The organism is Halobacillus litoralis (genome assembly GCF_020171725.1).
GTDB classification, from domain to species: domain Bacteria; phylum Bacillota; class Bacilli; order Bacillales; family Halobacillaceae; genus Halobacillus; species Halobacillus litoralis_F.
The window spans coordinates 20,317-43,122 of sequence record NZ_JAIVAJ010000008.1 but is presented as its reverse complement, the minus strand read 5'-3'; the positions used below and the strand labels follow the sequence as shown (position 1 = coordinate 43,122).

At 47.9% G+C, this 22,806-nt stretch carries 24 protein-coding genes; 14 read left to right on the top strand and 10 right to left on the bottom strand.

The features are described 5' to 3' along the window. Window positions 1-10: 10 nt before the first annotated feature. The 4 genes from LCM20_RS16215 to LCM20_RS16200 all read left to right on the top strand — a co-directional run bounded on the left by LCM20_RS16215 (window position 11) and on the right by LCM20_RS16200 (window position 3,542). Complete coding sequence (locus LCM20_RS16215) at window positions 11-655, top strand: bifunctional 4-hydroxy-2-oxoglutarate aldolase/2-dehydro-3-deoxy-phosphogluconate aldolase (protein ID WP_225196542.1); 645 nt, start codon at window positions 11-13, stop codon at window positions 653-655. A gap of 40 nt (window positions 656-695) precedes the next feature. Further along, entirely contained in the window at window positions 696-1,715 is a 1,020-nt protein-coding gene (locus LCM20_RS16210; RefSeq protein WP_225196541.1) for a TRAP transporter substrate-binding protein, read from the top strand. 61 nt (window positions 1,716-1,776) lie between these two features. Next, window positions 1,777-2,256: a TRAP transporter small permease gene (locus LCM20_RS16205; RefSeq protein ID WP_225196540.1), complete on the top strand. Its 480-nt coding sequence runs from the start codon at window positions 1,777-1,779 to the stop codon at window positions 2,254-2,256. Beyond that, entirely contained in the window at window positions 2,253-3,542 is a 1,290-nt protein-coding gene (locus LCM20_RS16200) for a TRAP transporter large permease (RefSeq protein ID WP_225196539.1), read from the top strand. Before LCM20_RS16205 ends, LCM20_RS16200 begins: the two co-directional genes overlap by 4 nt. 443 nt (window positions 3,543-3,985) lie before the next feature. Here LCM20_RS16200 and ahpF read toward each other — a convergent pair whose 3' ends face one another. From ahpF to LCM20_RS16185, 3 genes are all read right to left on the bottom strand, one after another. Continuing rightward, complete coding sequence (gene ahpF, locus LCM20_RS16195) at window positions 3,986-5,515, bottom strand: alkyl hydroperoxide reductase subunit F (RefSeq protein ID WP_225196538.1); 1,530 nt, start codon at window positions 5,513-5,515, stop codon at window positions 3,986-3,988. Window positions 5,516-5,528: 13 nt separating this feature from the next. Next, a complete protein-coding gene (gene ahpC, locus LCM20_RS16190; RefSeq protein WP_079477601.1) occupies window positions 5,529-6,092 on the bottom strand; it encodes an alkyl hydroperoxide reductase subunit C in 564 nt (187 codons plus the stop codon). Between the two features lie 264 nt (window positions 6,093-6,356). Next, on the bottom strand, window positions 6,357-7,208 hold the full coding sequence (locus LCM20_RS16185) for a hypothetical protein (RefSeq protein ID WP_225196537.1): 852 nt from the start codon (window positions 7,206-7,208) through the stop codon (window positions 6,357-6,359). 121 nt (window positions 7,209-7,329) lie between these two features. On the opposite strand from LCM20_RS16185, the gene LCM20_RS16180 reads away from it, so the two are divergent. From LCM20_RS16180 to LCM20_RS16140, 9 genes are all read left to right on the top strand, one after another. Beyond that, on the top strand, window positions 7,330-7,557 hold the full coding sequence (locus LCM20_RS16180; protein WP_225196536.1) for a hypothetical protein: 228 nt from the start codon (window positions 7,330-7,332) through the stop codon (window positions 7,555-7,557). Between the two features lie 11 nt (window positions 7,558-7,568). Next, on the top strand, window positions 7,569-8,429 hold the full coding sequence (gene rbsK, locus LCM20_RS16175; protein WP_225196535.1) for a ribokinase: 861 nt from the start codon (window positions 7,569-7,571) through the stop codon (window positions 8,427-8,429). Further along, window positions 8,426-9,382: a Gfo/Idh/MocA family protein gene (locus LCM20_RS16170; RefSeq protein ID WP_225196534.1), complete on the top strand. Its 957-nt coding sequence runs from the start codon at window positions 8,426-8,428 to the stop codon at window positions 9,380-9,382. Before rbsK ends, LCM20_RS16170 begins: the two co-directional genes overlap by 4 nt. A gap of 220 nt (window positions 9,383-9,602) precedes the next feature. Next, the gene (amt, locus tag LCM20_RS16165; RefSeq protein ID WP_225196533.1) at window positions 9,603-11,882 is read left to right on the top strand and encodes an ammonium transporter; all 2,280 of its coding nucleotides are present in this window, start codon (window positions 9,603-9,605) and stop codon (window positions 11,880-11,882) included. 19 nt (window positions 11,883-11,901) lie between these two features. Continuing rightward, window positions 11,902-12,060, top strand: a complete 159-nt coding sequence (locus tag LCM20_RS16160; protein WP_225196532.1) for a hypothetical protein — start codon at window positions 11,902-11,904, stop codon at window positions 12,058-12,060. A gap of 234 nt (window positions 12,061-12,294) precedes the next feature. After that, a complete protein-coding gene (locus LCM20_RS16155; RefSeq protein ID WP_225196531.1) occupies window positions 12,295-13,494 on the top strand; it encodes a DUF819 domain-containing protein in 1,200 nt (399 codons plus the stop codon). 220 nt (window positions 13,495-13,714) lie between these two features. After that, complete coding sequence (locus LCM20_RS16150; protein ID WP_225196530.1) at window positions 13,715-14,785, top strand: AI-2E family transporter; 1,071 nt, start codon at window positions 13,715-13,717, stop codon at window positions 14,783-14,785. A gap of 98 nt (window positions 14,786-14,883) precedes the next feature. Further along, a complete protein-coding gene (locus LCM20_RS16145) occupies window positions 14,884-15,309 on the top strand; it encodes a universal stress protein (RefSeq protein ID WP_225196529.1) in 426 nt (141 codons plus the stop codon). Between the two features lie 116 nt (window positions 15,310-15,425). Next, window positions 15,426-16,139 (top strand): hypothetical protein, encoded by a 714-nt coding sequence (locus tag LCM20_RS16140; RefSeq protein ID WP_225196528.1) that lies wholly within the window; start codon window positions 15,426-15,428, stop codon window positions 16,137-16,139. Between the two features lie 17 nt (window positions 16,140-16,156). On the opposite strand, the gene LCM20_RS16135 is transcribed toward LCM20_RS16140, so the two are convergent. The 7 genes from LCM20_RS16135 to LCM20_RS16105 all read right to left on the bottom strand — a co-directional run bounded on the left by LCM20_RS16135 (window position 16,157) and on the right by LCM20_RS16105 (window position 21,784). Next, complete coding sequence (locus tag LCM20_RS16135; RefSeq protein ID WP_225196527.1) at window positions 16,157-16,402, bottom strand: hypothetical protein; 246 nt, start codon at window positions 16,400-16,402, stop codon at window positions 16,157-16,159. 97 nt (window positions 16,403-16,499) lie between these two features. After that, the gene (locus LCM20_RS16130) at window positions 16,500-16,652 is read right to left on the bottom strand and encodes a hypothetical protein (RefSeq protein WP_225196526.1); all 153 of its coding nucleotides are present in this window, start codon (window positions 16,650-16,652) and stop codon (window positions 16,500-16,502) included. A 35-nt stretch (window positions 16,653-16,687) separates the two neighbouring features. Continuing rightward, window positions 16,688-16,864, bottom strand: a complete 177-nt coding sequence (locus LCM20_RS16125) for a hypothetical protein (RefSeq protein WP_225196525.1) — start codon at window positions 16,862-16,864, stop codon at window positions 16,688-16,690. 20 nt (window positions 16,865-16,884) lie between these two features. Continuing rightward, complete coding sequence (locus LCM20_RS16120) at window positions 16,885-17,766, bottom strand: helix-turn-helix domain-containing protein (RefSeq protein WP_225196524.1); 882 nt, start codon at window positions 17,764-17,766, stop codon at window positions 16,885-16,887. 80 nt (window positions 17,767-17,846) lie between these two features. After that, window positions 17,847-18,104 (bottom strand): hypothetical protein, encoded by a 258-nt coding sequence (locus LCM20_RS16115; RefSeq protein WP_225196523.1) that lies wholly within the window; start codon window positions 18,102-18,104, stop codon window positions 17,847-17,849. Window positions 18,105-18,541: 437 nt separating this feature from the next. Further along, window positions 18,542-20,503 (bottom strand): hypothetical protein, encoded by a 1,962-nt coding sequence (locus LCM20_RS16110; protein ID WP_225196522.1) that lies wholly within the window; start codon window positions 20,501-20,503, stop codon window positions 18,542-18,544. Between the two features lie 12 nt (window positions 20,504-20,515). Continuing rightward, window positions 20,516-21,784 (bottom strand): ATP-grasp domain-containing protein, encoded by a 1,269-nt coding sequence (locus tag LCM20_RS16105; protein WP_225196521.1) that lies wholly within the window; start codon window positions 21,782-21,784, stop codon window positions 20,516-20,518. A 184-nt stretch (window positions 21,785-21,968) separates the two neighbouring features. Here LCM20_RS16105 and LCM20_RS16100 point away from each other — a divergent pair, with 184 nt between their 5' ends. Next, on the top strand, window positions 21,969-22,799 hold the full coding sequence (locus LCM20_RS16100) for a hypothetical protein (protein ID WP_225196520.1): 831 nt from the start codon (window positions 21,969-21,971) through the stop codon (window positions 22,797-22,799). The last annotated feature ends 7 nt before the right edge of the window (window positions 22,800-22,806 follow it).

The following is a 22,806-nucleotide window of genomic DNA, read 5'->3' as shown; positions in this document are numbered from 1 at the left end:
GGCGAGAGAGATGCACACCTATCAAGACGTAAAGAATTCGAAAGTCATTCCAGTCATTCGTCAAGCGGATCCCGCAACCATCGGATCCATTATGGAAGCGCTGTATGAAGGCGGCATACGTACCGTCGAGTTGACAGCAGAAACAGCGGGCATTGAACAGCTGATCGGGGACCTGAATAAAGAATGGGGCGACCGGATGATGATCGGGGCAGGGACGGTGCTCGATTCAGAGACTGCGAGAAGTCTGATCATGGCAGGCGCATCGTTCATCGTATCACCAGTACTTGATGAAGCGACCGTCAAGCTCTGTAACCGTTACGGAGTGCCGTACATTCCTGGCGTATTCACCCCTACTGAAATGGTGCAGGCCTATGAAACGGGCGCGCAGATGGTGAAGCTTTTCCCGGCTTCGAGTCTCGGTCCTGAGCACATCAAGAGCATCAAAGGACCTCTGCCTCAAGTCTCCGTCATGGCGACGGGCGGCGTGAACCTCGCCAATATGATGGACTACATCCATCATGGTGCCGATGCCGTCGGTGTGGGAAGTCAGCTTGTGAATCCTAAGTTGCTTCACACGAGAGAAGATTTTCAACGTTTGAAAGAAGAAGCCACTAAATATATGACCAAAGTTCAAGAGCTTCAAACTATTTTGTAATAAATGTAAGCGTCTTCAAATTAAAAGGAGGAATTCCATTATGAAAAAAACCTTTACGTTTGCTGCCTTCCTATTACTAGCTTCGATGATGATTCTCGCAGGTTGTGGTGGAAATGGAGCCGGTGCTTCAGGAGAAGATGGAAAGATGAAGATCATTGCCGCTCATAACCAGACGTCACCAGAAAACCCTTATCAATTCGGGATGGAAGAATTCAAGAAAGTCGCTGAGCAGAATGAGGACATTGAAGTGGAAGTCCATGCTGGAACACTTGGGACGAGTGAATCAGAGCTTGTTGAGAAGCTGAAGCTCGGTGCGGCGGACGTCGTTCTTGTATCCCCAGGCTTCATGTCTAAGACAGGAATCAAAGAAATCGAACTATTCGCCCTTCCTTACGTATTCGACAGCTATGACCACTGGGAAACAGTCGTAGACGGGGAAGTCGGAAGCGAAATGGCTGACATCATCAACGAGAAGTCCAATAATGACTTCAAAGTGCTGGGCTACTGGACAGCAGGTGTTCGTCACTATTACGGAAAAGAACCGCTGGAATCTGTAGATGGTATGCAAGGATTGAAGTACCGTACGCAAACGTCTGGTGCCGTAGCGAACTATTGGGAGCAGACAGGAGCCGTTCCAACCTCTGTTGCATGGGGTGAACTGTATCAGGCCCTGCAGCAAGGCGTAGTGGATGCCTCTGAGAATGCGTACCCATACTTCGTACAGCAGAACCACCACAAGACGGATAACGGAAAGTACATCACGGAAACAGGTCACGACTACACAACAAGATTCCTACTTGTAAACGGTAAGAAATTCGACTCTTATACAGAAGAACAGCAGCAAGCTGTACTTGATGCTGCAGATGCCGCTGTGAAAAAAGAACGCGAAGTCCTTTATGAACAAGAGGGAGAATACAAACAGCAGGCGATCGACGATGGTGCGGAAGTGAATGAAATCGACCGCGCGCCTTTCATCGAACTGGCTGAACCGATTCAAGACCAAACAGCGGAAGAGAATGGATTCACAGATCTATTAGAACAAGTGAGAGAACAAAAGTAGAGGTTGACGGGGCGGACACTGTTCGTGTCCTTCCCTTTCATCTTCTAGAAGGAGGTTTAACATGTTAATCAGACTTCTTGAGCGCACGCAGACAACCATTGGCATCCTGTTCCTGATCGTCTTTTTCATCACGATCGTCTATCAGGTCATAACAAGGTTTATAGGAGTTTCCGCTATATGGACAGGGGAAGTCGCCACCTATTCCTTCATTTGGGCTGTATTTATGGGAGCATCTGTCATGCTTAATCGAAGAGAACACTTCCAATTTGACCTGCTTTTAAAGAAGCTGAAAGGGAAAGGCAAGAGCAGCCTGACACTCGTCAATGACGTGATCATCCTTGGGTTCAGTTCAGCCATCACAGTCTTCGGTGCACAAGCGATGATCAATTTCTGGAATTACAATTGGGTATCGATTCCACAGCTCAAGATGGGCTATGTGTGGATTGCCGTACCGATTATGGGACTCACGATGTCCATCTACACCTTGAACCACATCATACAAAATCTTAAGCACTTCTCTGGAAAGGAGGTACAGCAGTGATTGGAATTTCACTCGTCGCCTTATTCGTCATTTTGATGATCATTGGTATCCCGATCGCATTCGTCATCGGAATCGTCGCTATGCTCGGAATCTTCAACCTGCCTTACACACCGGCGGTCACGATTCCGGTGAAAATGTTCAACGGACTCGATTCCTTCGTCCTGATCGCTGTACCCCTCTTCATCCTTGCCGCCAACTTGATGAACAGCGGTCAGATTTCACAGAAGCTGATCAACTTCGCCCTTTCCATCGTAGGTCACATCAAAGGGGGACTTGCTCACGCTAACATTCTCGTATCGATGCTGTTTGCCGGCGTATCAGGTGCTTCCCAGGCCGATACAGCGGGTGTAGGAAAAATCCTCATCCCGAATATGAAAAAGCAGGGCTACGATAACGAGAATGCCGTCGGAATCACCGCCGCTTCTTCAACGATTGGAGTCATCATCCCTCCGAGTATTCCGATGATCATCTATGCAGGCCTGACCAACGTATCCGTCGGCGCCCTGTTTATGGTCGGAATCATACCAGGCGTACTCGTCGGACTCGGAATGATGACCATCGTGTATGTTTTAGCGAAGAAACATAACTACCCGACCTATCAGAAAGCGTCAATGAGTAACTTCTTTAAACAATTTCTAGACGCGGCACCTGCTTTGATGACCCCGATTATTCTTATAGGTGGAATCATTACAGGAATCTTCACCGCAACAGAAGCGGCCGCATTCGCTTCCCTGTACACGATCGTTGTCGCCATGTTCTACTACAAAACGCTGAAGATCAAGGATTTTCCGAAGATCTTATTTGATACACTGACACTCAGCTCCCTATCACTGTTCGCCCTCGCAGCCGCCAACGCACTAGGGGAACTGATGAGCTACTATCAACTGTCCTCCTGGGCCGAGCAGTTCTTTACGAACAACATCCCGAATAAATGGATCTTCCTGCTTGTCATCATCGCCTTCTTCCTTTTTGTTGGAACGTTCATGGATGCCATCCCAGCAATGATTCTATTCATTCCAGTCGTACTGCCCGTCGCCCTGAGCTTCGATATCAGCCCGGTACTTCTCGGAATCGTCACAATCATGACACTCGCCGTCGGACTCGTTACGCCACCGTATGGATTATGTCTGCTGCTCGCTGCGAAAATAGGAAAGCTGCCGATCGAACGATCCTTTAAAGCCGTGATCCCGTACATCGCTGTCGTCTTGTTCGTGCTCTTGCTCATCGCATTCGTGCCAGGCGTCGCCTTCTACTTACCAGAGATGCTGAGCCCGAACTTGTTTTAACCAATCAGCCCTTCTAATTGAGGGGCTTTTTGTTTTTTGAAAAAAGAAATGTGCGTACGCCGCTTGCTTTGAATGGAATGAGACAGGGAGGACCCTGTCAGTAGAGGGAGAAGTCCCGATAAAAGAGAATTGGGACAGCGAATCACCTGTCAGTAGAGGAGGTAGTCCCAATAAGAGGTAATCGGGACAGCGAGTCATTCGTCAGCACAGGAGATAGTCCCAATAAGAGATTATCAGGACAGTGAGCCCTTCGTCAGCAGAGCTGGTAGTCCCAATAAAAGATTATCGGGACAGGGAGCCACCAGCCAGCAGTCGAATCAGTCCCAATAAGAAAATAATGGGACAACCACCCCTATGAACGCGCACTCCTCTGTCCCAATCAAAGTCGCAGCCCCGCAGGGTATAAAAAAATCCCTCTCCACCGAAATGGAGAGGGATTTTCATTAGTTACGGATCAAGTAGTCGAATGCTCCAAGAGAAGCATTGGCTCCATCACCCATCGAAATGATGATTTGGTTGTGCGGGCTGTCTGTGCAGTCTCCTGCGGCAAACAAGCCAGGTACGTTTGTCGCGTTTTTCTTATCGACGACAACTTCACCGATACGGTTTTTCTCAACCGTTTCGTCCATCCATTCCGTGTTTGGAACAAGTCCGATTTGGACGAAGACGCCGTCGAGCTCGACGTGCTTCTCTTCTTCCGTTTCACGGTCGATGTACGTGAGACCATTGACATTCTGGTCGCCGGTGATTTCTGTTGTTTGGGCGTTCGTGTGTACAGAGACGTTTGGCAGGCTGTTCAAGCGGTCCTGCAAGACGTCGTCCGCTTTCAACTCTGCACCGAATTCAAGTACTGTGACATTCTTCACAATGCCGGCCAAGTCAATGGCTGCTTCGACACCGGAGTTTCCGCCACCGATGACAGCGACATCTTTTCCTTCGAATAGAGGACCGTCACAGTGAGGGCAGTAGGCAACGCCGGCATTCTTGAATTCTTCTTCTCCAGGGACACCAAGTTGACGCCAACGGGCACCTGTTGAAACGATGACGGTTTTACTTTTCAGCGTGCCGCCATTGTCGAGTTCGATTTCGAACATGTCATTCTTCTCCAGGCGTTTCACGCGTTGAAGGTTCATGACATCAATTTCGTAATCTTTCACGTGCTCTTCAAGGTTCGCGACGAACTTCGGACCTTCCGTCTGTCTTACACTGATGAAGTTCTCGATACTCATCGTATCAAGGACCTGACCACCGAAACGCTCCGCTACAATACCTGTGCGGATTCCCTTACGCGCTGCATAAATCGCCGCGCTGGCACCTGCTGGGCCACCGCCGATGATCAGCACTTCGTATGGGTCACGGTTCGTGAATTCCTCCGGATTCGGCGCTTCGCTGATTTTGCCTACGATTTCCGCAAGCGTCATACGACCGCCACCAAAGAATTCGCCGTTCAGATATACAGAAGGGACTGCCATCACATTGTTCTTCTCCGCTTCTTCTTTAAAAGCGGCCCCGTCGATCATCGTGTGCGTGATGTTCGGGTTAAGAACACTCATCAAGTTCAGTGCCTGTACAACATCCGGGCAGTTGTGACAGCTTAAGCTGACATACGTTTCAAAGTGGAATTCGCCACTAATATCTTGAATCTGGTTGATCATGCTTTCTTCTTCCTTAGGCGCGCGCCCACTTGTCTGAAGCAGAGCAAGCACGAGAGAAGTAAACTCGTGACCTAAAGGTACACCAGCGAACGTGATGCCCGTCTCTTCACCAGGACGGTTCACGCTGAAGCTTGGTGTGCGCTTCAGTGCTGCATTCTCAACTTTGATGTTAGATGACATAGATGCCAGCTCATCCGTTAGAGCTGACATCTCTTTAGAAACGTCGTCCTCGCCTGCACTGACTTTCAGGACAATGTCACCTTCCATCAATTGAAGATATTGGTTTAATTGTTCCTTAATTTGTGCATCAAGAACCATTTATAGACACTCCTTAAATTTTACCTACTAGATCAAGGCTTGGAGTCAATGTGTCGTTACCTTCTTCCCATTTTGCCGGGCAAACTTCACCTGGGTTTTGGCGAACATATTGAGCTGCTTTGATCTTGTTGATGATTGTGCTTGCGTCACGACCGATTCCGCCAGCGTTGATTTCTACTGTTTGAACAACACCGTCTGGGTCGATGATGAATGTACCGCGGTCAGCAAGGCCAGATTCTTCGTCAAGTACATCGAAGTTACGGGAGATCTGCTGAGATGGGTCACCGATCATTGTGTATTCGATTTTGTTAATTTTCTCTGAGCTGTCGTGCCATCCTTTGTGTACGAAGTGAGTATCTGTAGAAACAGAGTATACTTCTGCACCTAGTGCTTTCAGGTCTTCGTACTGTGCTTGAAGGTCTTCAAGTTCAGTTGGGCATACGAAAGAGAAGTCTGCAGGGTAGAAGCAAACTACGCTCCACTGACCTTTGAAGTTTTCGTCGCTTACATCAACGAATTCACCATTTTTGAATGCTTTAGCTTGGAATTGCTCGACTTGCTTACCGATTAGAGACATAACAAAATTCCTCCTAATATGTTTTAGCTGCAAGAAGCAGCTTATTTATAATAATTCTAATACGACAACTATTATTAAATAAAATGCGTTTTTTGTCAACAGCATCACAAAGTTGTCGAAAATATTTCCCGAAATGCCTTGTGGCAAAATTCCCACAATAGCTAGTATAAACCGTTTCCCACCTATTTTAAACTCAAACGGGTCGCTTTTTTCTCAATTACCATCTTTAAAAAAGAAAATCACGCCACCAAAAAAAGCCCGCTCCTACGCATGAGGAGACAAGCCCTTTTTGTTGATCGTGGATTTGTCCAATGGCGCCGGGTCCGATAACACTCTTGCAATAAACCAAATATCAGCCTGAAGGCTCGGACGCCAAAGCTCTTCTGCAAACCACCGGTCTTCTTTCTCTTCATATAACATATAGACTTCCCCAGATTCACAAACTTCTGCAAGGTAAATCGTGTCAAATGTATGAAGGAACATGAAATGGGCTTCACAATCAGGTGAATAAAAGCGGAAGCCCTCCCGTACACGCAACGTTAGAGGCTTTCCTTCATACGAAATCAACTGCATCTCCTTCTTCACGAACGTGCGGAGCTGATACGTATTCAGCTTTGCTTCCAAATCCCGGCGCTCATCCGTACCCATCACCTTGAGCGACTGGGCAATCTTCCGCAATGGAGAGGACAACCGGATCGTCTCGTCGTCCATCAGCTTCTCAACCGGCTCGCACTCCCCACCGGCACTATCCGCTATTCGCTGCAACTGCTGGATGAACGTCTCATTCGGCTGGTAGTCTGTACTTTTTTTATGAATCGAAAACTGCAGCCAATCGGACATCAGCTCAGCATTCGTATAAAAAAGATACACGTCCGTATAATCGTGGGCTTCCACGAGACTCAGCCGTGTGACCTGTCCGAATCCGAGCTCGAGGTCCGGTGTCTCAATCCTGCGCCGTTCATAGTCGATTCGAATCGTTCCAGCCTTCATCTGGTCCATCCACACTTTATACCCGTCGCGTTCCACATCACGCTTCTGAACCGAAGATAAGCTGATCGCTACAACCGAAAACAAAAACAGCCCCAAGATTGTAATGATGAAGAAAGCAGTAAGCATCAACGATACTCCTCTCAAGAGGGAACTACTTCCATTATAGCAAACAACTTTGGAATTTTAAGTAAATTGCTTGCCTGCTTGGCGTGATATAATAGGGTGAAAATGGTAAGGGAGTGGTCGTTTGAAAGGATGGATTACGCTGGTCTTACTATCCATCGTGCTCTTTGGATGCCAGCTTGAATCAGAAGATAGCTTTGTTGTTTATTCGGACAATATGGATAATGATATCTTAAGAGAATCACTAGTCGAGCGTTTACAGCACGCAGAACTAGATTACAAAGTCGATGACGAAAACAACGTTCTCATTAAAGAAAAAGATTTAACGAGAGCGGTTATGTGCTGCAGTTAGGAGGCTGAACCATGAACGTAACCATAATCGGAAGCATCAACATGGACCTGACCGTAACCACCGACCGCGTCCCCGACCAAGGCGAAACCGTCTTAGGAAAAAAGTTCGCGACTTATCCAGGTGGGAAGGGGGCCAATCAAGCAGTCGCTTCTGCGAGGCTCGGTGCAGACGTCCACATGATCGGAGCTGTCGGCCATGATCCGTTCGGGACCGACTTGAAGGCGCACCTGCTGAACGAAGGGGTGGACGTCACCCACGTTTCTACCATACAAGAGGCTTCGACCGGAACGGCCACGATCATCGTCTGTGACAACGACAACCGGATCATTGTCGCACCTGGTGCAAATGCTTACGTCACACCTGAATATATGAAGGGGTGTGAAGCACTTCTCAAGGAAAGCGATATGCTTCTCGTCCAACTGGAGATTCCAATCGAGACGGTGGAATGGATCGCGGGCTTTGCGCGGGCTCACCATATCCCGCTGATCGTCAATCCGGCACCGATTCAGCCTTTACCTGAATCTATCGTCGAAGGGGCTTCCTTTTTCACCCCGAATGAAAGGGAAGCGGAGAGTCTGCAGGTGAAAGAAGAGAAGCTGATCACAACATTAGGCGCTCAGGGTGTCAGCTTTACGGTGAATGGGAATAAGAAAATCGTAGAGGGCTTTTCGGTCGAGGTCAGGGACACGACGGGGGCGGGCGATACATTCAACGGAGCGCTTGCCACGCTTCTTGCGTCCGGCTCAGGTCTGGAGGAAGCCTGTCTGAAAGCGAACGTGGCGGCCGCTTTGTCTGTGCAGAAGGAAGGCGCGCAGGGCGGCATGCCGACACTAGAGGAAGTAGAAGCATTCATAAGGAGGAGATCGACATGAAATGGGGTATTCTAGGGGCAGCGAACATTGCCAAGAAAGCGCTGATTCCAGCGATGAAAAGAACAGACGGAGCTGAAGTGGTGGCCGTTGCGAGTTTAAGCGGCAAAGAGGAGGCGCTGGCTGAACAGTTCCAGATCCCGAATACATACGACAGCTATGAAGCGCTACTCGAGGATTCAGAAGTCGAAGCGGTCTACATTCCCCTTCCGAACCACCTGCACAAAGAGTGGACGATCAAAGCAGCTCAGGCCGGAAAGCATGTGTTGTGTGAAAAACCAGCTGCCCTGAACCGTCAGGATGCGGAAGAAATGATCCAAGCTTGTGAAGAGCACGGCGTTTATTTCCTGGAAGCGTTCATGTATCAGTTCCACCCGCAGCACGATAAGGTGAAACAGCTGGTGAACGACGGAGCGGTGGGCGAGGTTGCGATGATCCGCGCAAGCTTCTCCTTCTTCTTCGACCGTTCCTCGTACAACATTCGTCTCGATCAAGAAAAAGGGGGCGGATCGCTCTGGGATGTCGGCTGTTACGGCGTTCATTCTGCTTTGAATATCATGAATGAGAATGTGATGGATGTTCAGGTGACGAAGCGGATCGACCCTGAGCACGGTGTGGACACCACGGCTGCCGCTGCGCTTCTACTTGAGAACGGAGTCGTTGTTCAAGTGGATTCAAGCTTTGATGCTGTCATGCGGAATGAGTACGAAGTGGTTGGATCAGAGGGCGTCCTTAAGGTACACGACGCTTATCGTCCGGATAAGGAAGACCACATCGGGAAGATTACCGTACAGAATGATCAAGGCGAGAAGACGTACACAGAAGAAGGCGATCAGTACAGTCTGCAGGTGAAGACGTTCATGGAAGCGGTGAAGAACGGCGATTCGTTGAAGAAGTATCATGAAGCTACGTTGACCTATATCGAGATTATGGAGCAGTTGACTCGGAAACCATAGCGCCCAGCGCTGTGGTTTTTCCTTTTTTATTTAGGAAACAAGAATCTTCAACATAAAAAATTTAAAAAAGTACGAACCTTTATGCTTAAACAATGGAAGCGTTTAAATAGGTAAGTTTAGTAGGTCATCCCTCCTAATAAGTGGTGAAATATTCTGAAAATTATGTTATATTTTCTAACATCACTAGATAAGAAGGCTTACATACTTAGGGGGAATGATGGTGGAAGCGGTGCAGCTCAACTTGAATTTTGTTTGGATTATTGTAGCTTCGATCCTGGTCTTTTTCATGCAGGCGGGCTTTACGGCTCTTGAAGCGGGGATGATCCGGGCGAAGAATTCAATCAATGTCGCGATGAAGAACATCTCGGACTTGCTGGTAGCGACGCTTGTTTTTTCGCTGGTCAGTTTCGGACTGATGTTTGGGGAAAGTCAGAATGGATGGCTCGGCATAGGGCCCTTCTTTTTTCAATCGATCGAGGATCCATGGACGTGGGCGTTTCTATTGTTTCAGACGGTCTTTGCGGGGACGGCTGCGACCATTGTATCCGGTGCGATTGCAGAGAGGGTGAAGTTCCACGTCTATTTATTGGGGACGTTTTTCATCGTGCTGCTTATTTATCCTGTTTTCGGTCACTGGGCTTGGGGGAGTCTCTGGACAGGAGGAAGCGGAGGCTGGCTTGAGCAGCTTGGCTTCATTGATTTTGCCGGCTCCACCGTTGTTCACTCGATTGGCGGCTGGGTTGCGCTTGCTGCTGCCATTGTGATTGGTCCTAGAATCGGAAAGTACGACCAAGATGGAAAAAGCCAACGCTTCGCCCCGTCGAACACCGTGATGGCGACATTAGGTGTGTTCGTCCTATGGCTTGGGTGGTTCGGATTTAACGCTGGTTCTACAACAGTTGGGGATGCAAGCATTGCCATGATAGCGCTGAATACGCAGCTCGGCGCTGTTGCAGGAGGGTTCTTTGCGATGCTGACGAGCTGGCTGCTGGACTCCAAAGCAGGCGTTGAAAGTATCTTAAACGGTATATTGGCAGGCTTGGTGTCTGTTACAGCAGGAGCCCACATCCTGTCTCCGTTGATGGCCCTGCTAACGGCGGCGATCGGAGGCGTTGTCGTCGTCTTTGCGTTACGTTTCATTGAAAACGGCTTGAAGGTCGACGATGCCATCGGAGCTATCGCCGTCCACGGCGTCGCAGGGGCGTGGGGGACGCTTGCACTTGCCTTGTTCGCACCCGTCGAGATGCTTCAGCTGAGTACAAGACTTGGACAAATCGGCGTGCAGTCTCTTGGAATTGCGACAGCCTTTTTTTGGGGGTTCGGACTTGGGTTTATCGTCTATAAAACGATGGGCCGGTTCATGACGCTGAGACCTGAGCGGGAAGAGGAGCTTGCCGGACTGAACGTCTCTGAGCACGGTGCCACGACGGCAATGGTCGAGACGATCACGGCGATGCAGGATATCGCTCAGGCAAAAGGCGACCTGACGAGGCAGATCAAAGTGGAACAGGGTTCTGATACAGCTGAAATCAATTCGGCATTCAATGAGCTGCTTCAAACGCTCGATTCGCTCGTCGACCAAGTAAAGAAGGACACTTCGTTCGTTCATGAGTCCTCAACGAAAATGCTCGGCATGGCGAAGCGATTAAGGGAGAATTCCCACGACCAATTTGAATTCATGGAGTCCACGCACGCACAGATGCAGGAATCAGAGAAGTGGCTGGCTGCCGAAATGGAAACGGAAGATCAAGTGCTCGCTACTGTACAGGATTCATTTGCGGGGATGGAGCAGATCGGTCATCAAGTCGATTGGATCAAGCAGGAAGTCGATCAGATGGCTGGCTTCATTACGGAGATTACCGCAGTGAACGACGGAGTGGGGCGCCGTGTCGCCGATGTGAACGAGAACATGGAGAGCGTCGCTTCTTTTTCAAAAGAGAGTGAACAGGTCGTCCAGTCCATTAAAGAGATTTCGGATCAAATCAACCTGTTGTCACTGAACGCGGGGATTGAAGCGGCGAGAAGCGGGGAGCACGGCAAAGGATTCGCCGTTGTCGCAGAGGAGATCAAGAAGCTCGCAGGCGAGACGAAGACATCAACCGATGATATACAAGAGATGATTGGACAGACGACAAGCACGATTCATTCCAGTAGAAATGAGCTGAACGGATTTACAGATGAGATTCAGCTTCTGAACGGGAAGCTCAAGGAGATGCCGGAGCGTTTTCAACTCATGGATGAAAAAGTGAAGGAAGTCCACGAGTATATGGATTCCTTTGTGACGCAGCTTCACGTCGTCAACAAAGAGACAGCCGCGATGCAGAACACCCGGAGCAGCCAGCATGACCGTTACCTTGCGATGAGCGAACGTGTCGATAAGTTCCGAGATCAGATGAAGGAAAGCTTCACGATGACGGAAGATATTACGGAACGCATGACGAAAATGAAGAAGCAGAGTCAGTCGCTGAAGCAAGCTGTCCATCAATTCAAGACGACTTAAGCGACGGGAGAGGTTGAATGTGAACTGCCTGAAGCGGTGGTTGACTCCTAAGTCATGTGCGATTTGCAACAAAAAACCGAAGGATCCAGAGCGTTACGTAGATGATGCCGGCCGTGAGGTGTTGGTATGCCGTAAGTGTGTGGGCTATGCGGAGCGACGGGCGATGAGGAAGCGGTGAAAAGGTTGATTCCCTTGATGGGGGAATCAACTTTTTTTGTGAATGAGGAGTGATGTTCCTTTCTCAACTTTCTTTTAAAAAGTGATTTGTGTTGAGAGCGTTTACTTTAATTTTTTGAAGTTTTTTTGTTTTACAGCGTCAAAATATGTGCTAAACTCCAAAAATGCGCGCAATTCTATAACATAATTTTTCGGACAATTCAAATCTTTATAACAATGTTTGGAGAGTGACATCATGAACAATCAACAAGCCTTGATTCAAGAGCCGATGGCGATATTCGCGTATTTGATCGCGATTGTCGGCGCGGTTTTTATGCTTTCAACAGTCAATAAAAAACCAGTGCAGAAATTTTTCGGATATTTACCGCCATTGATCTGGATGTATTTCCTGCCGATGCTTTCCACAACGTTCGGAATCATCCCGCAAAGCTCAGACTTGTATGGCTTCTTGGGAACCTACCTGTTGCCGGCAGGACTGCTGCTTTTGATGATCAGCACGAACGTTCCGGCTACCTTTAAGCTTGGAGGTAAGGCCGTCTTAGTTTTCCTAGCAGGTACTCTTGGTGTCGTCGTGGGTGGACCGGTTGCTTACGCACTCTTCCAAGGTATCCTTCCTGACGAAGCGTGGCGTGGTGTCGGAGCGCTTGCCGGAAGCTGGATTGGTGGATCGGGGAACCTTGGTGCGATGGAGATCGCTTTCGATACACCTGATTCGATTATGAGCCCGATCATTTTGACGGATACCATTGTCGGGATCGGCTGGATGGGTGTTATGATTTCTCTTGCCGGTTTCCAACAGCGTTTCAACAAATGGAATAAAGCGGACAACTCGACAATTAAACAAGTGAACGAGGAAATCGCGACGGATGTAGAGCGTAATGCCAAGCCGCTTCAGCTTCCGCAGTTGTTCGCAATTCTAAGTATCGCATTTGCGGGTTCTTACTTGGTTCGCGTGTTCGCAGACCTTCCGTTTATTCCGAAGTCTGATGTGTTGAGCACGTCAACATGGACCTTCCTGCTAGTAACGGCTGTCGGAATCGCACTGTCCTTTACAAAAGTTCGTAATCTAGAATACTACGGAGCCAGCAAATTCGGATATGCGGGAATCTACCTTTACCTAGCGGCGATCGGTTCACGGGCGAACTTGATGGACATCGTAGACGCCCCGGAATTCATTCTGATGGGTCTTGTCTGGCTGTCGATTCACATCCTGTTCCTGTTTACAGCAGCCCGTCTGCTGAAGGCTCCACTGTTCTTCGTCGCGGTTGGTTCACAGGGGAATATCGGAGGGACGAGCTCTGCGCCGATTGTAGCGTCTGTCTTCCAACCAGCCCTTGCGCCGGTTGGTCTATTGATGGGTATCCTCGGTAACGTCGTCGGAATGTATGCGGCGTTGCTCTGTGGTCAACTGGCACGGATGGTTGCCGGGGGATAAGTTGACAACACGTTTATGTACAAATAAATAATGCGTATGATGTGGTTGTATAGTGAATAACCTCTTTAGGAGTTCGCTATTTCCTATTCAAAAAAGCCTGGTTCTTCAATAAGAATCAGGCTTTCTTCATCTTTAATTGTTATTGGAGCTCTTACATATTGAAATATCCAAGTTTGAACGCCCTCCATTAAGTGAAAGAAAAAGCAAGGAGGTGCAGGCGATGTGGTGGAAGCATCCATACTTTAAGTTCATAAGTGCCGCAATACTGGCTCTCATACTTATTTTCTTCATGAGGGAATTGAACATGATCTCTCCGTTGATCACCGTGTTCAAGACCCTGTTTTACCCGATTCTGATTGCGGGTTTTTTATTTTATATCATACGACCGATCGTGGATTGGTTAGCGAAGGTGTTCACGATTCCAGTGGTGGTTTCGACCTCCATTGTGTTTGCTGTGATTGCTGGGATCCTGGCTTTACTTGGACGGTTGTTGTTTACGACGATTCAAAATCAAGTCAACGATTTATCCACTCTGCCGAGCAAATTGCAAAGCATGACGGAAGAGCTGCAGCAAGAGGTGGAGAAGAAGGATATGGGCATGCTGTCGGTACAATCCATGCAGCAGGAGGTCACGCAATACTTTGGTGATCTAGGGCAGCGGATTACGACTCATATGACCGATATTTTCACAACGGTTGCCGGGGCTGCAACCACGTTGTTGATTATTCCGTTTCTACTGTTTTTCTTTTTGAAAGATGGGAGTAAGCTCGTTCCTTTCTTAACCCGCGGTTTAACCGGGCGTAAAAACGAAGAAGCGTATCGTGTGTTGGAAAAATTGGACCGCACGCTTTCGAATTACATCATTGGGCAGATTACGGTAGCGACGGTTGACGGAATTCTGATGTATATCGCGTATCTCATTATCGGACTCGATTATGCGCTTGTGCTCGCCATTGTTGTCGTGTTCACAGCGGTGATTCCGTTCTTCGGACCGATTCTCGGCGTTGTTCCTGCGGTGTTTGTCGCCTTAGTGCAGGACCCGATGATGGTCATCTATGTATTGGTGGCTCTCATTATCGTGCAGCAGCTTGAAGGGAACCTTGTCGCACCAGTCGTGCTTGGTCAAAAATTGAATGTGCACCCGCTTACGATTATTCTGTTACTCGTCGTATCGGCGCCACTTGCTGGATTTATTGGAATGGTCATTGCTGTTCCGTTGTACTCGGCTACGAAGGTGTTGGTGAAGAGTGCATATCGGTATTGGCATTTACATGAAAAAGGAACCACCTGAGTTAAGAGGAGTGGTGGTTCTTATGTATATGAACGCGCTTTCAATTGTGGTAAAATAGAAGTGTAAGCAAGTTCCCACACTCATAGGAGGGTTTACCCATGACGGTGAAAATACTCGTTGCTTATGATGGAAGTGAGTGGAGCCGTAACGCTTTGAGAGAAGTGCGGAATCAAGCTGTTCATGCGTCGGAAAAAGAGGTTCATATTGTGCAGGTCACGAACTCTGCAGGACCCGTCACGTATGCGGCTGTTTCAAACGAAATCAGTAAGGAACTGGCTGCCAAGCTTGAAAGCGAAATGGAAGAGATTAAAAAGGAACTTGCTGAAGAAGAGTATCAGGTCGTCTCGAAGGTACTCGTCGGAGATCATCCTGGTTCAAGCATTTGTAAGTATGCAGAAGAGAACGATATGGATTTGATTATCATTGGGAACCGGGGGATTGGCAGTGTGAAGCGGCTCTTCCTCGGAAGTGTCAGCAACAATGTCGTCCAAAACGCGACTTGTCCGGTTCTCGTCATGAAATAACCGCTAAGGCAGGTGTTCAACCTGTCTTTATTTTTGGTCTTTCTTTCTTACAAAAAGAGGAAATGCGGGCGTACTTGTCGAAGTATAGACCTGAACGAAAAAAAGGAGGAATGTGAATGAAAGAACGAAAGAACGTGATCCAATTAAAGCGAGCAGGTTCCCCTACCTTCTCGAAAGAAACGTCATACTCAGATGAATGGTTTGATTTGGTCATGGGGGAATGGTTTCCTGATTTTGCCCAAACCATCGCAAGAGAACACTTCATCGATTCACTCCCTGCCATCGATGAATTCATTGAGCCTCATCATATCGCCCCTCATAAGAAAGATACCCTCAGACATAATCTTTTCTGGTGCCGGATGAACTATGTGGCTTTTGTTTCACAAGAATGGAGCTACATTGATGATTACATTGAAGCGAATGCCGATGTTCTTTCTGAAGTCCCTCCATCGCGGTCATGGCTGAAAGAGTGGACATCCATTGCTCATCGCTTCTACTTTGTCGGGAGTAAGTTGAGCGACCGTGTTCTCGTACTTGTAGATATGATTACGGAACAGCCGGTTGACGTTGTAGTGTGTGATCCCCATGCTGTGACCCCCGTTCAAGGCTCGATCGTAGCCGGCGCGCTGGTTCCTTTAGGCGATGACCTCTACTTTCCTATCGTCGATTTCTATCACTTCGAATATGAGGCGAGAAGGCCGCTTGGTATTGCCATCCGTCATTACTATCCCCTATATGAAAAAACAACCCCTCATGAAACCTTTATGGATGTCTTATCCATCGCCCTTCAAATTGAACACAAAGTGTGCTGTGATGGTGAAAAGGAATGACGTTTTCACGTGAAACATCAGCGGTCTGTTTTCCAGGTGGCAACGTACAAGATGAGGAAAGCGATTGTCAGAATGGTAAACCAAGTTTTGTAGATATCATAGCTGACGATGAGCAATGACAACACGATTCCAAGGAACCCGATTTTGTGTAAGAGAACACTCGTTTCAGGTTTTTTGTTCCTTAGAATGTCTCTTATCTCAAGCATGATGAAAAATAAAGCGATGACGCCGATCAACGACAAAAACCATATATTGAAATCCATATTTTCAACTCCTTTCCCGTAATAGGCTACCATATATAAGGAGGTCGCAACATAAATAAAAGGTCAGGCCGACCTACGACCTAACCTGAGCAACTATTCATGGATTGTTGTCTTGTTTTTTTATGATGACTTTCAACAATGACTTCATCTCATCCACATCTTCTTGTTGCTTCTTCATTTTCTTCTCGAGATGACTGATGGTAAACGTGATATACAACGTTAATAGAAACACTAAGATGATTAATACCATATGTTCCTCCGACTACTGTTTTTTTCTATAAAGAGTTAGCTTTCGCAGGAGACAGACCAATTGAACAGGCTCACTTCATCCTCGGTGATCGTACCATTGATGTTCAAGCATGCCTCTTTAGCTTGTGCGTACCCGTAATAATGGAAAAAGATGACGAGCGAGAGGGTGAAGACAATCAGCGCGCTGATTACCCATTTTTTTCGGTGATTCATTTGGTTTGTTCACCTCATTTTCACGAATGGCTGAAGTCTAGATTATCAGGTCTCTCTGGAAGAGCCTCCACTCCAAGAAGGTTGGTGTTTTCCACGTTGTCGCTGACTTCCTGGAACTGAAAACCGTCCATCCACACCTTACCTGACCCTTGGAGCAACACACCGAAATAGATGGCATCGCTCTCTTCCGCAACATCCAGGATGATGGAGTAATAGTTCCAGTCTGTATCCCCTTCGATTGGGCGGGGGTCCATGTTATCAAATTGAAGGACGTCTCCAGAAGCGTTGTCCACACGCATCCATGCGCCGCACTTATGCGCTGCTTCCGTTTTGATAAAGCAGGACATCTTCACCCTTTTTCCTTTATAAAACTTGGACTGGAACCCTTGCATAACCGTGCCGAATTGGGCAGGGACAGCCTGTTTCTGTCCGAAAAGGTAACCGGATTGTTTGCCTGTGTGAAAGTGGTTCGCATCCACTCCGAATTGATACAACTCTGGATTGGATCCGCTCAAGGTCCATCCGTGTATTTCTTTTTGATTGTCCATTCCTGTTTCCTCCTTATTCATGTCAAGCAGTCTCAGCATTTTCCGGTACTTTGCCGGTGGAAGGTGGTAAACGTCCTTGAATGCCCTCGTGAACGCCGCCTGTGACTGGAAGCCGAACGCGATGGCAATCGTCAAAATTGATTCGTCCCCTTCAATAAGCAGGGATGAGGCAACGGCAAGACGCCTGTGCTTCACATACTCTCCGACCGTTTTGCCTGTTTCGCTTTTGAAAATACGAAGCAGGTGGTATTTGGAGTAACCTGTAGCGGACGAGAGGTCGTCTGCGGTGATGGTGTCTTCGATATGAGTCTCGATATGAGCAATGGCTTTCTGCGTCGCCGTACTATAATTCATAACAATCACCTCACCTTCAGCGTACCGTGATGTTGCTCCTTTGTTTTGATTTCAATTGCTAACATGGAGGAGGAAATATTTTATGGCTGTCCGTTGGTGATGGAATTGACTAAATACCCACCAAACATCAACCAGAAGAAGCTGAAGAGCATGACGGTATTGCCGATAATCAGCCACTTATGCTTGAGCATAGCTGCGAGTACAATCCCGACTGGAGCGACAAGGAAAGTAAGCAGCCAGAGAGGTGATGCCACTTGGAAAACGAGGTTCGGAACCCAAACGAGCACACAAGCCATAAAGCAGGCTAGAGCAGTGATTTTCATGGTCTTTTTATTCATGTGAAACCCTCCCTTATATTCCTATAAAGATTGCGGAAAGCGCCATAGCGATCGCGCAAACTCCGAGTAGTACAAAATTTTTATGTAGCAGAAAATAAAGAGAGAATAGGATTCCTGTTCCATACCAAAGTAGAGATTCGCCTTGTTCACTCAGGATCTCAAAGAAAAACATTTCGGTCGTTGAGATGGCGAAGGTGAGGAGGGCGAGGAATGGAAAGATGAACGATCCCTTTTGACTTCTGTTTTCTGTGTTGTCGTGTTGCAATGCTATAAGCCTCCTTATACATGTTTTACGAAGAGTACGCGGAAACACTCCGTTCTACTATACGTATTTACTTGTCATCCGTTTCATTTTATTAGGTAATTCTTCCAATTGCCAGAAAGAAAAGAACGGTTATCTTTAAGACAGATAACCGTTCTGCAAACCTTTCAAATGCTTAAACCCACGTATAATCCCGGCCCCAGCTTTCCTTCGCCAGTTCATAGATTGATTGCACAATATGCGAGTCTACCGCGTAGGCATCGCCCTGCTCATACGGGTTGTAGTGGAACGCGTATAAACGGGATGTGAACTCATGGAACGGAAGCGAGCTTTCGCCTTCTTCTTCTCCATTTTCCTGTACGCTCGGTTCGATCGACTGTCCCCAATTTTGAGAGCCGTCGTTATTCGGATTGTAAAAATAGACACGATACTCGCCTGACGGGTCTTGAGCGATTCTCGTAATGGAGATCGCGTGCAGACCGAGCAGTTTTCCGTGTACGTTCGTAATGAAAATGCCGACAGGGTTCGGATAAATCAACTCATAATCATCGTTGAAATCCGGGTGGTGTGTGGCATAAAACAACTTAACGAACCCTTGGTAATCCATAACATATCCTGTCAGAGGATCAAAGGCAGAATTGAACCCTTTCTGCACCCAGTTGCCGTAAAAGGCAGGGTTCACCCATCTGTGACCATCATCTCCGCGTAACGCGACGCGTGACATCATTTCACTGTAAATCCGGTCTAAGTGCGGGACGAGCACAAGCGAGACGGGATCCAGCTCAGTGTGAAGGTTTGGCGCGAGTCCGCCTGTTAAGTTCTCAGAGTGAATCGCCTGACCTTCGAACATGAAGTCGATGTCTCCGTCCCTTGCTGCACGAGGGATGATTTCAAGTAAGAATCCGGGTGCGTGCTGGGCCCATAAGCTGATGCCGCGGGCTGCCTGACACGTCGGGTTGAATCCCTGACCGACTCCGAGCGGCTGTCCGAGCACTTGAATCGTACCGGCAAGAAGAATACTGTTGGCGGTCAGTCCTTCGCCTGTCTGCACCGCTTTATTCAAGTTCTTCCTTACTTCAGGACGGATGTCGAGCTCGACGAGACGTCTCAACCCCGGTGGAACAGGTGAATGGGATAATACCCCTCGTTCAAGCATCAGAGCGAGTCCGTAAATCGCCTGTCTTGTCGCAGGGAAAATCGACGCTTTGATCATCTGCTGCACGAGCTCCTCGTTCTCTTCGAGGTTGGCAAGCCCTTTGCTGTTTAAGGCGAGTGCATACGTCAGCAGCCCCGGCATGCGTTTGCTGAGGAAGCGGATCAGCGTTGCGTGGTGGGGAGCGACGAGCCCTGTTGTGCGCATGGATTTCGCGAGCGACACACTTTCAGAGATCAGGTCGTTCCGTTCGAGCTCCTTCAGATTGGCCCTGTACTCACTCAACTCTTTATATTTGTGACTGAGAGGGGATGGCCCTTCGAGTGCTGCAATGTATTTCTGAAGAGCCGCTTGGTCTTCAGGATCACTCTCGGAATCGGTCATCTTCTTCGCCGTCTGAATCATGGAAACGATCCGCTTGATCATAATCGGACGCTGAGCAGTCAAACGGTCGATTTCTTCAATAAGCGTTTTGACAAGCGCTTTTGATGATAAATGCTGAATGAGAAACTCAAAAAGCTTCTGTGCTTTTTCACTGTTCTCATTATCCTCTACACGCGAGCTTTCGCTTGCATCCGGAAACAGAATGTCCAGGTTCAGGACCATGACTTCATTGAGGAAGTCCTCGGCCATTTCCTTAGAGACGGTCGGATTGGTCGCTTTTCCTTCAGCGATTGCGAGCATGCGTAAATCACTGAGGACCTCGATGATCATCGGAAGCCCTTTGGCACGTAACGAGCCTGCCACTAATGGAGGCTGCAGCTTATCGGCTGATTCCCATGGTCCATCTTGAAACACCCCGGCCTGCTCGAAACGATCGGCGTGACCGAAGAGATGTTCGAGACCATTTTCCATCTCGATCAGACGGTTCGCCTCCTGATAGACGTCCGTTTGGTATTTCGACTTTACAAAAGAAGCGGCCTGGTCCAAGTCATCCAATGCTTTCTCGAAACGTTCTACAATGACACCCGTTGATTGCGGCATGAATACTCTCCTTTAAACGTAAAAATCGTATTCTTCGTATTCCTTGAGTAAATGTCTCATCTCATCACTTTCTTCACCGAAGAAGAAGATGGTGCCGTAGTGGTTACCAAATCCTATGCGCTGGGCAACCTTTCCCTGAGCTGGTGTGAAGAGGTCGTGTTTTTCGAAATAACCGTGCTGTTCAAGCTCATCCGGTACTTCCAAGTCATTGACGTAATCCTTCTGTGGGTGGACCATCAAACAGCCGGCATATCCTTTGTAATCGTATGGGCTTGGGAAAAACTCATCCAACTCTTCCTGCGTCGTTTTCGGATCGCTGCATAGAATTTGAGCTTCATAGGCGCTGAATCCATATGCCCGTTCAATCAGTTCGAAAATGTGGCCACCAGGAACACGCGCAGCCACTTCACCGAAGTGGAGTGTTCCGTTCGGTGTAATGAAGTATTCCGGATGGATGACACCGTATTCGATTTCAAAGGCATCGACCAGCTGTTGAACGGCTTCTACGATCTGCGGTCTTTTTTCCATCAGGGAAGGAGACGCTGGAACGAAATTCGAATAGCCGAGTCGAACGTATTCCGTAATATTCAAAAACTGTACTTTTCCTTTATGGATGAATGCTTCAACAGAGAATTCTTGTCCGTCTAAGTGACTCTCCATCAGAAGTGGAAAGGCGTTATCGTCGATTTCTTCGATTTCGTCCACTGTCCGAATCGCCATATGACCGACAGACCCGGCTTTATCGAGTGGTTTCACGTGGATCGGATCCATGACATCACCTTCGATTTTAAGGAGGGCGTCATTCACGCGTCTTAGGAAGCGGACAATATCCTCTTTGTTATGAGCTTCCTCGAACACACCCACCTTGATTCCGGCAATCTGTGCTTTTCTTTTCATCATTCCTTTGTCACGAAGCAGAAGGGAGCGGTTGAAAACACGCGGCTCGTTGCGGAACCTTGCGTTCAATGCCCCTGCCCACTCGACACACTCCTCATACAATGGAATCGCCACTTCAACGCCGAGAGCTTTCAATTTTTTGTACAACTGATCCGAGCCTTCGTTCAGCTTGTTGAAATCCCAGCCGACAAAACCGATTTCATGCTTTTCTGCGTACGATTCGAATTCAGGGGGACCGACAACAACAAATGGGCGTTCCATACGCGCCGCTACTTCAATCGCCTGCAGACTCCATCCAATTAATGCCGTCAAATAAGGCTTCGTTTCTGGAGATGTGACCTCTTGTTCGACAGACGAATTTACTTCCATTTGATCTAATTCCATTCTTAAATCTCTCCTTTATAAAAAAAGAATGTGGCAAGTGGTGCTGACCTATCTTAAAAGTACCAAATTCTGAAAGGAACTGTAAGTATTAAATATGGTTTCGACAAAATTTTTCAAAAATAATGACCATTCGTGTGTATAATGGAGAGTATACATATGTGAAAGGTAAAGGAGGATGTATGATTTGAGTTGGAAAAGATCGAGTATTGTCGCTATTATTGTCGTTTTAAGCATGATCCCCACCACGATTCCTACAGAAGCTTCTCCTATTAAAGACTACAAATATTCCTACAAGGTGATGCATGGCATCGTTCAAGTGCTGAAAACAGAAGAGGACTTACACGTTTTCGAAGCGATCGAATGGGCCCAGTCTGTACCACAGGCAGAAGCGATGGACCTTTATCTGGAAAAACTAGAACCACGGATTGATGGAAGGGACTTGCGCTTTACCGTACGTGAAGTGTTCGGGATCAACCTGCAGGCCGTGTCCGACTTGGAGGCTGGCAAACAAGTGAAGGAGTATCCGGACTACATCAAAGACGCACTGGGACAAGAAGACCTTCTTTCTTTATCGAAATCCGAAGTGATGGACCTGTATGTTGAAGCTCTACAAGGCGAACTTTCAGGACCAGAAATCCGAACGCTCATCAATGACATTTTCGGCATCAACCTGGACGGCATTTCCCGTTTGGAGAAATCAGGTATTTCCCTGTTTTCGAAGGAGCAGTGGATCATGCAGGGAGAGCGTGACCTGTTTGCAGTGTACACCGGCTTGAATGATGTTGACGTCTATATCAAGCCGACCGCCTATTTCACCGAGCAGACAGGCATGGAACAGCTACCGGAAGAATTGCAGCAGCTTCTTGAGGAAGTCGGCTACTGGTATAACGAGGACCTCGGCGAGTATTATTATGAGCATCCTGACGGCGAGTCTGTTCCTGATGCATTCAAAGGTCAGACGCTTGGCACGCTCGCACAATATATCCAACAGGAATACTTGGATCTTCTTCAATAGATGGCCA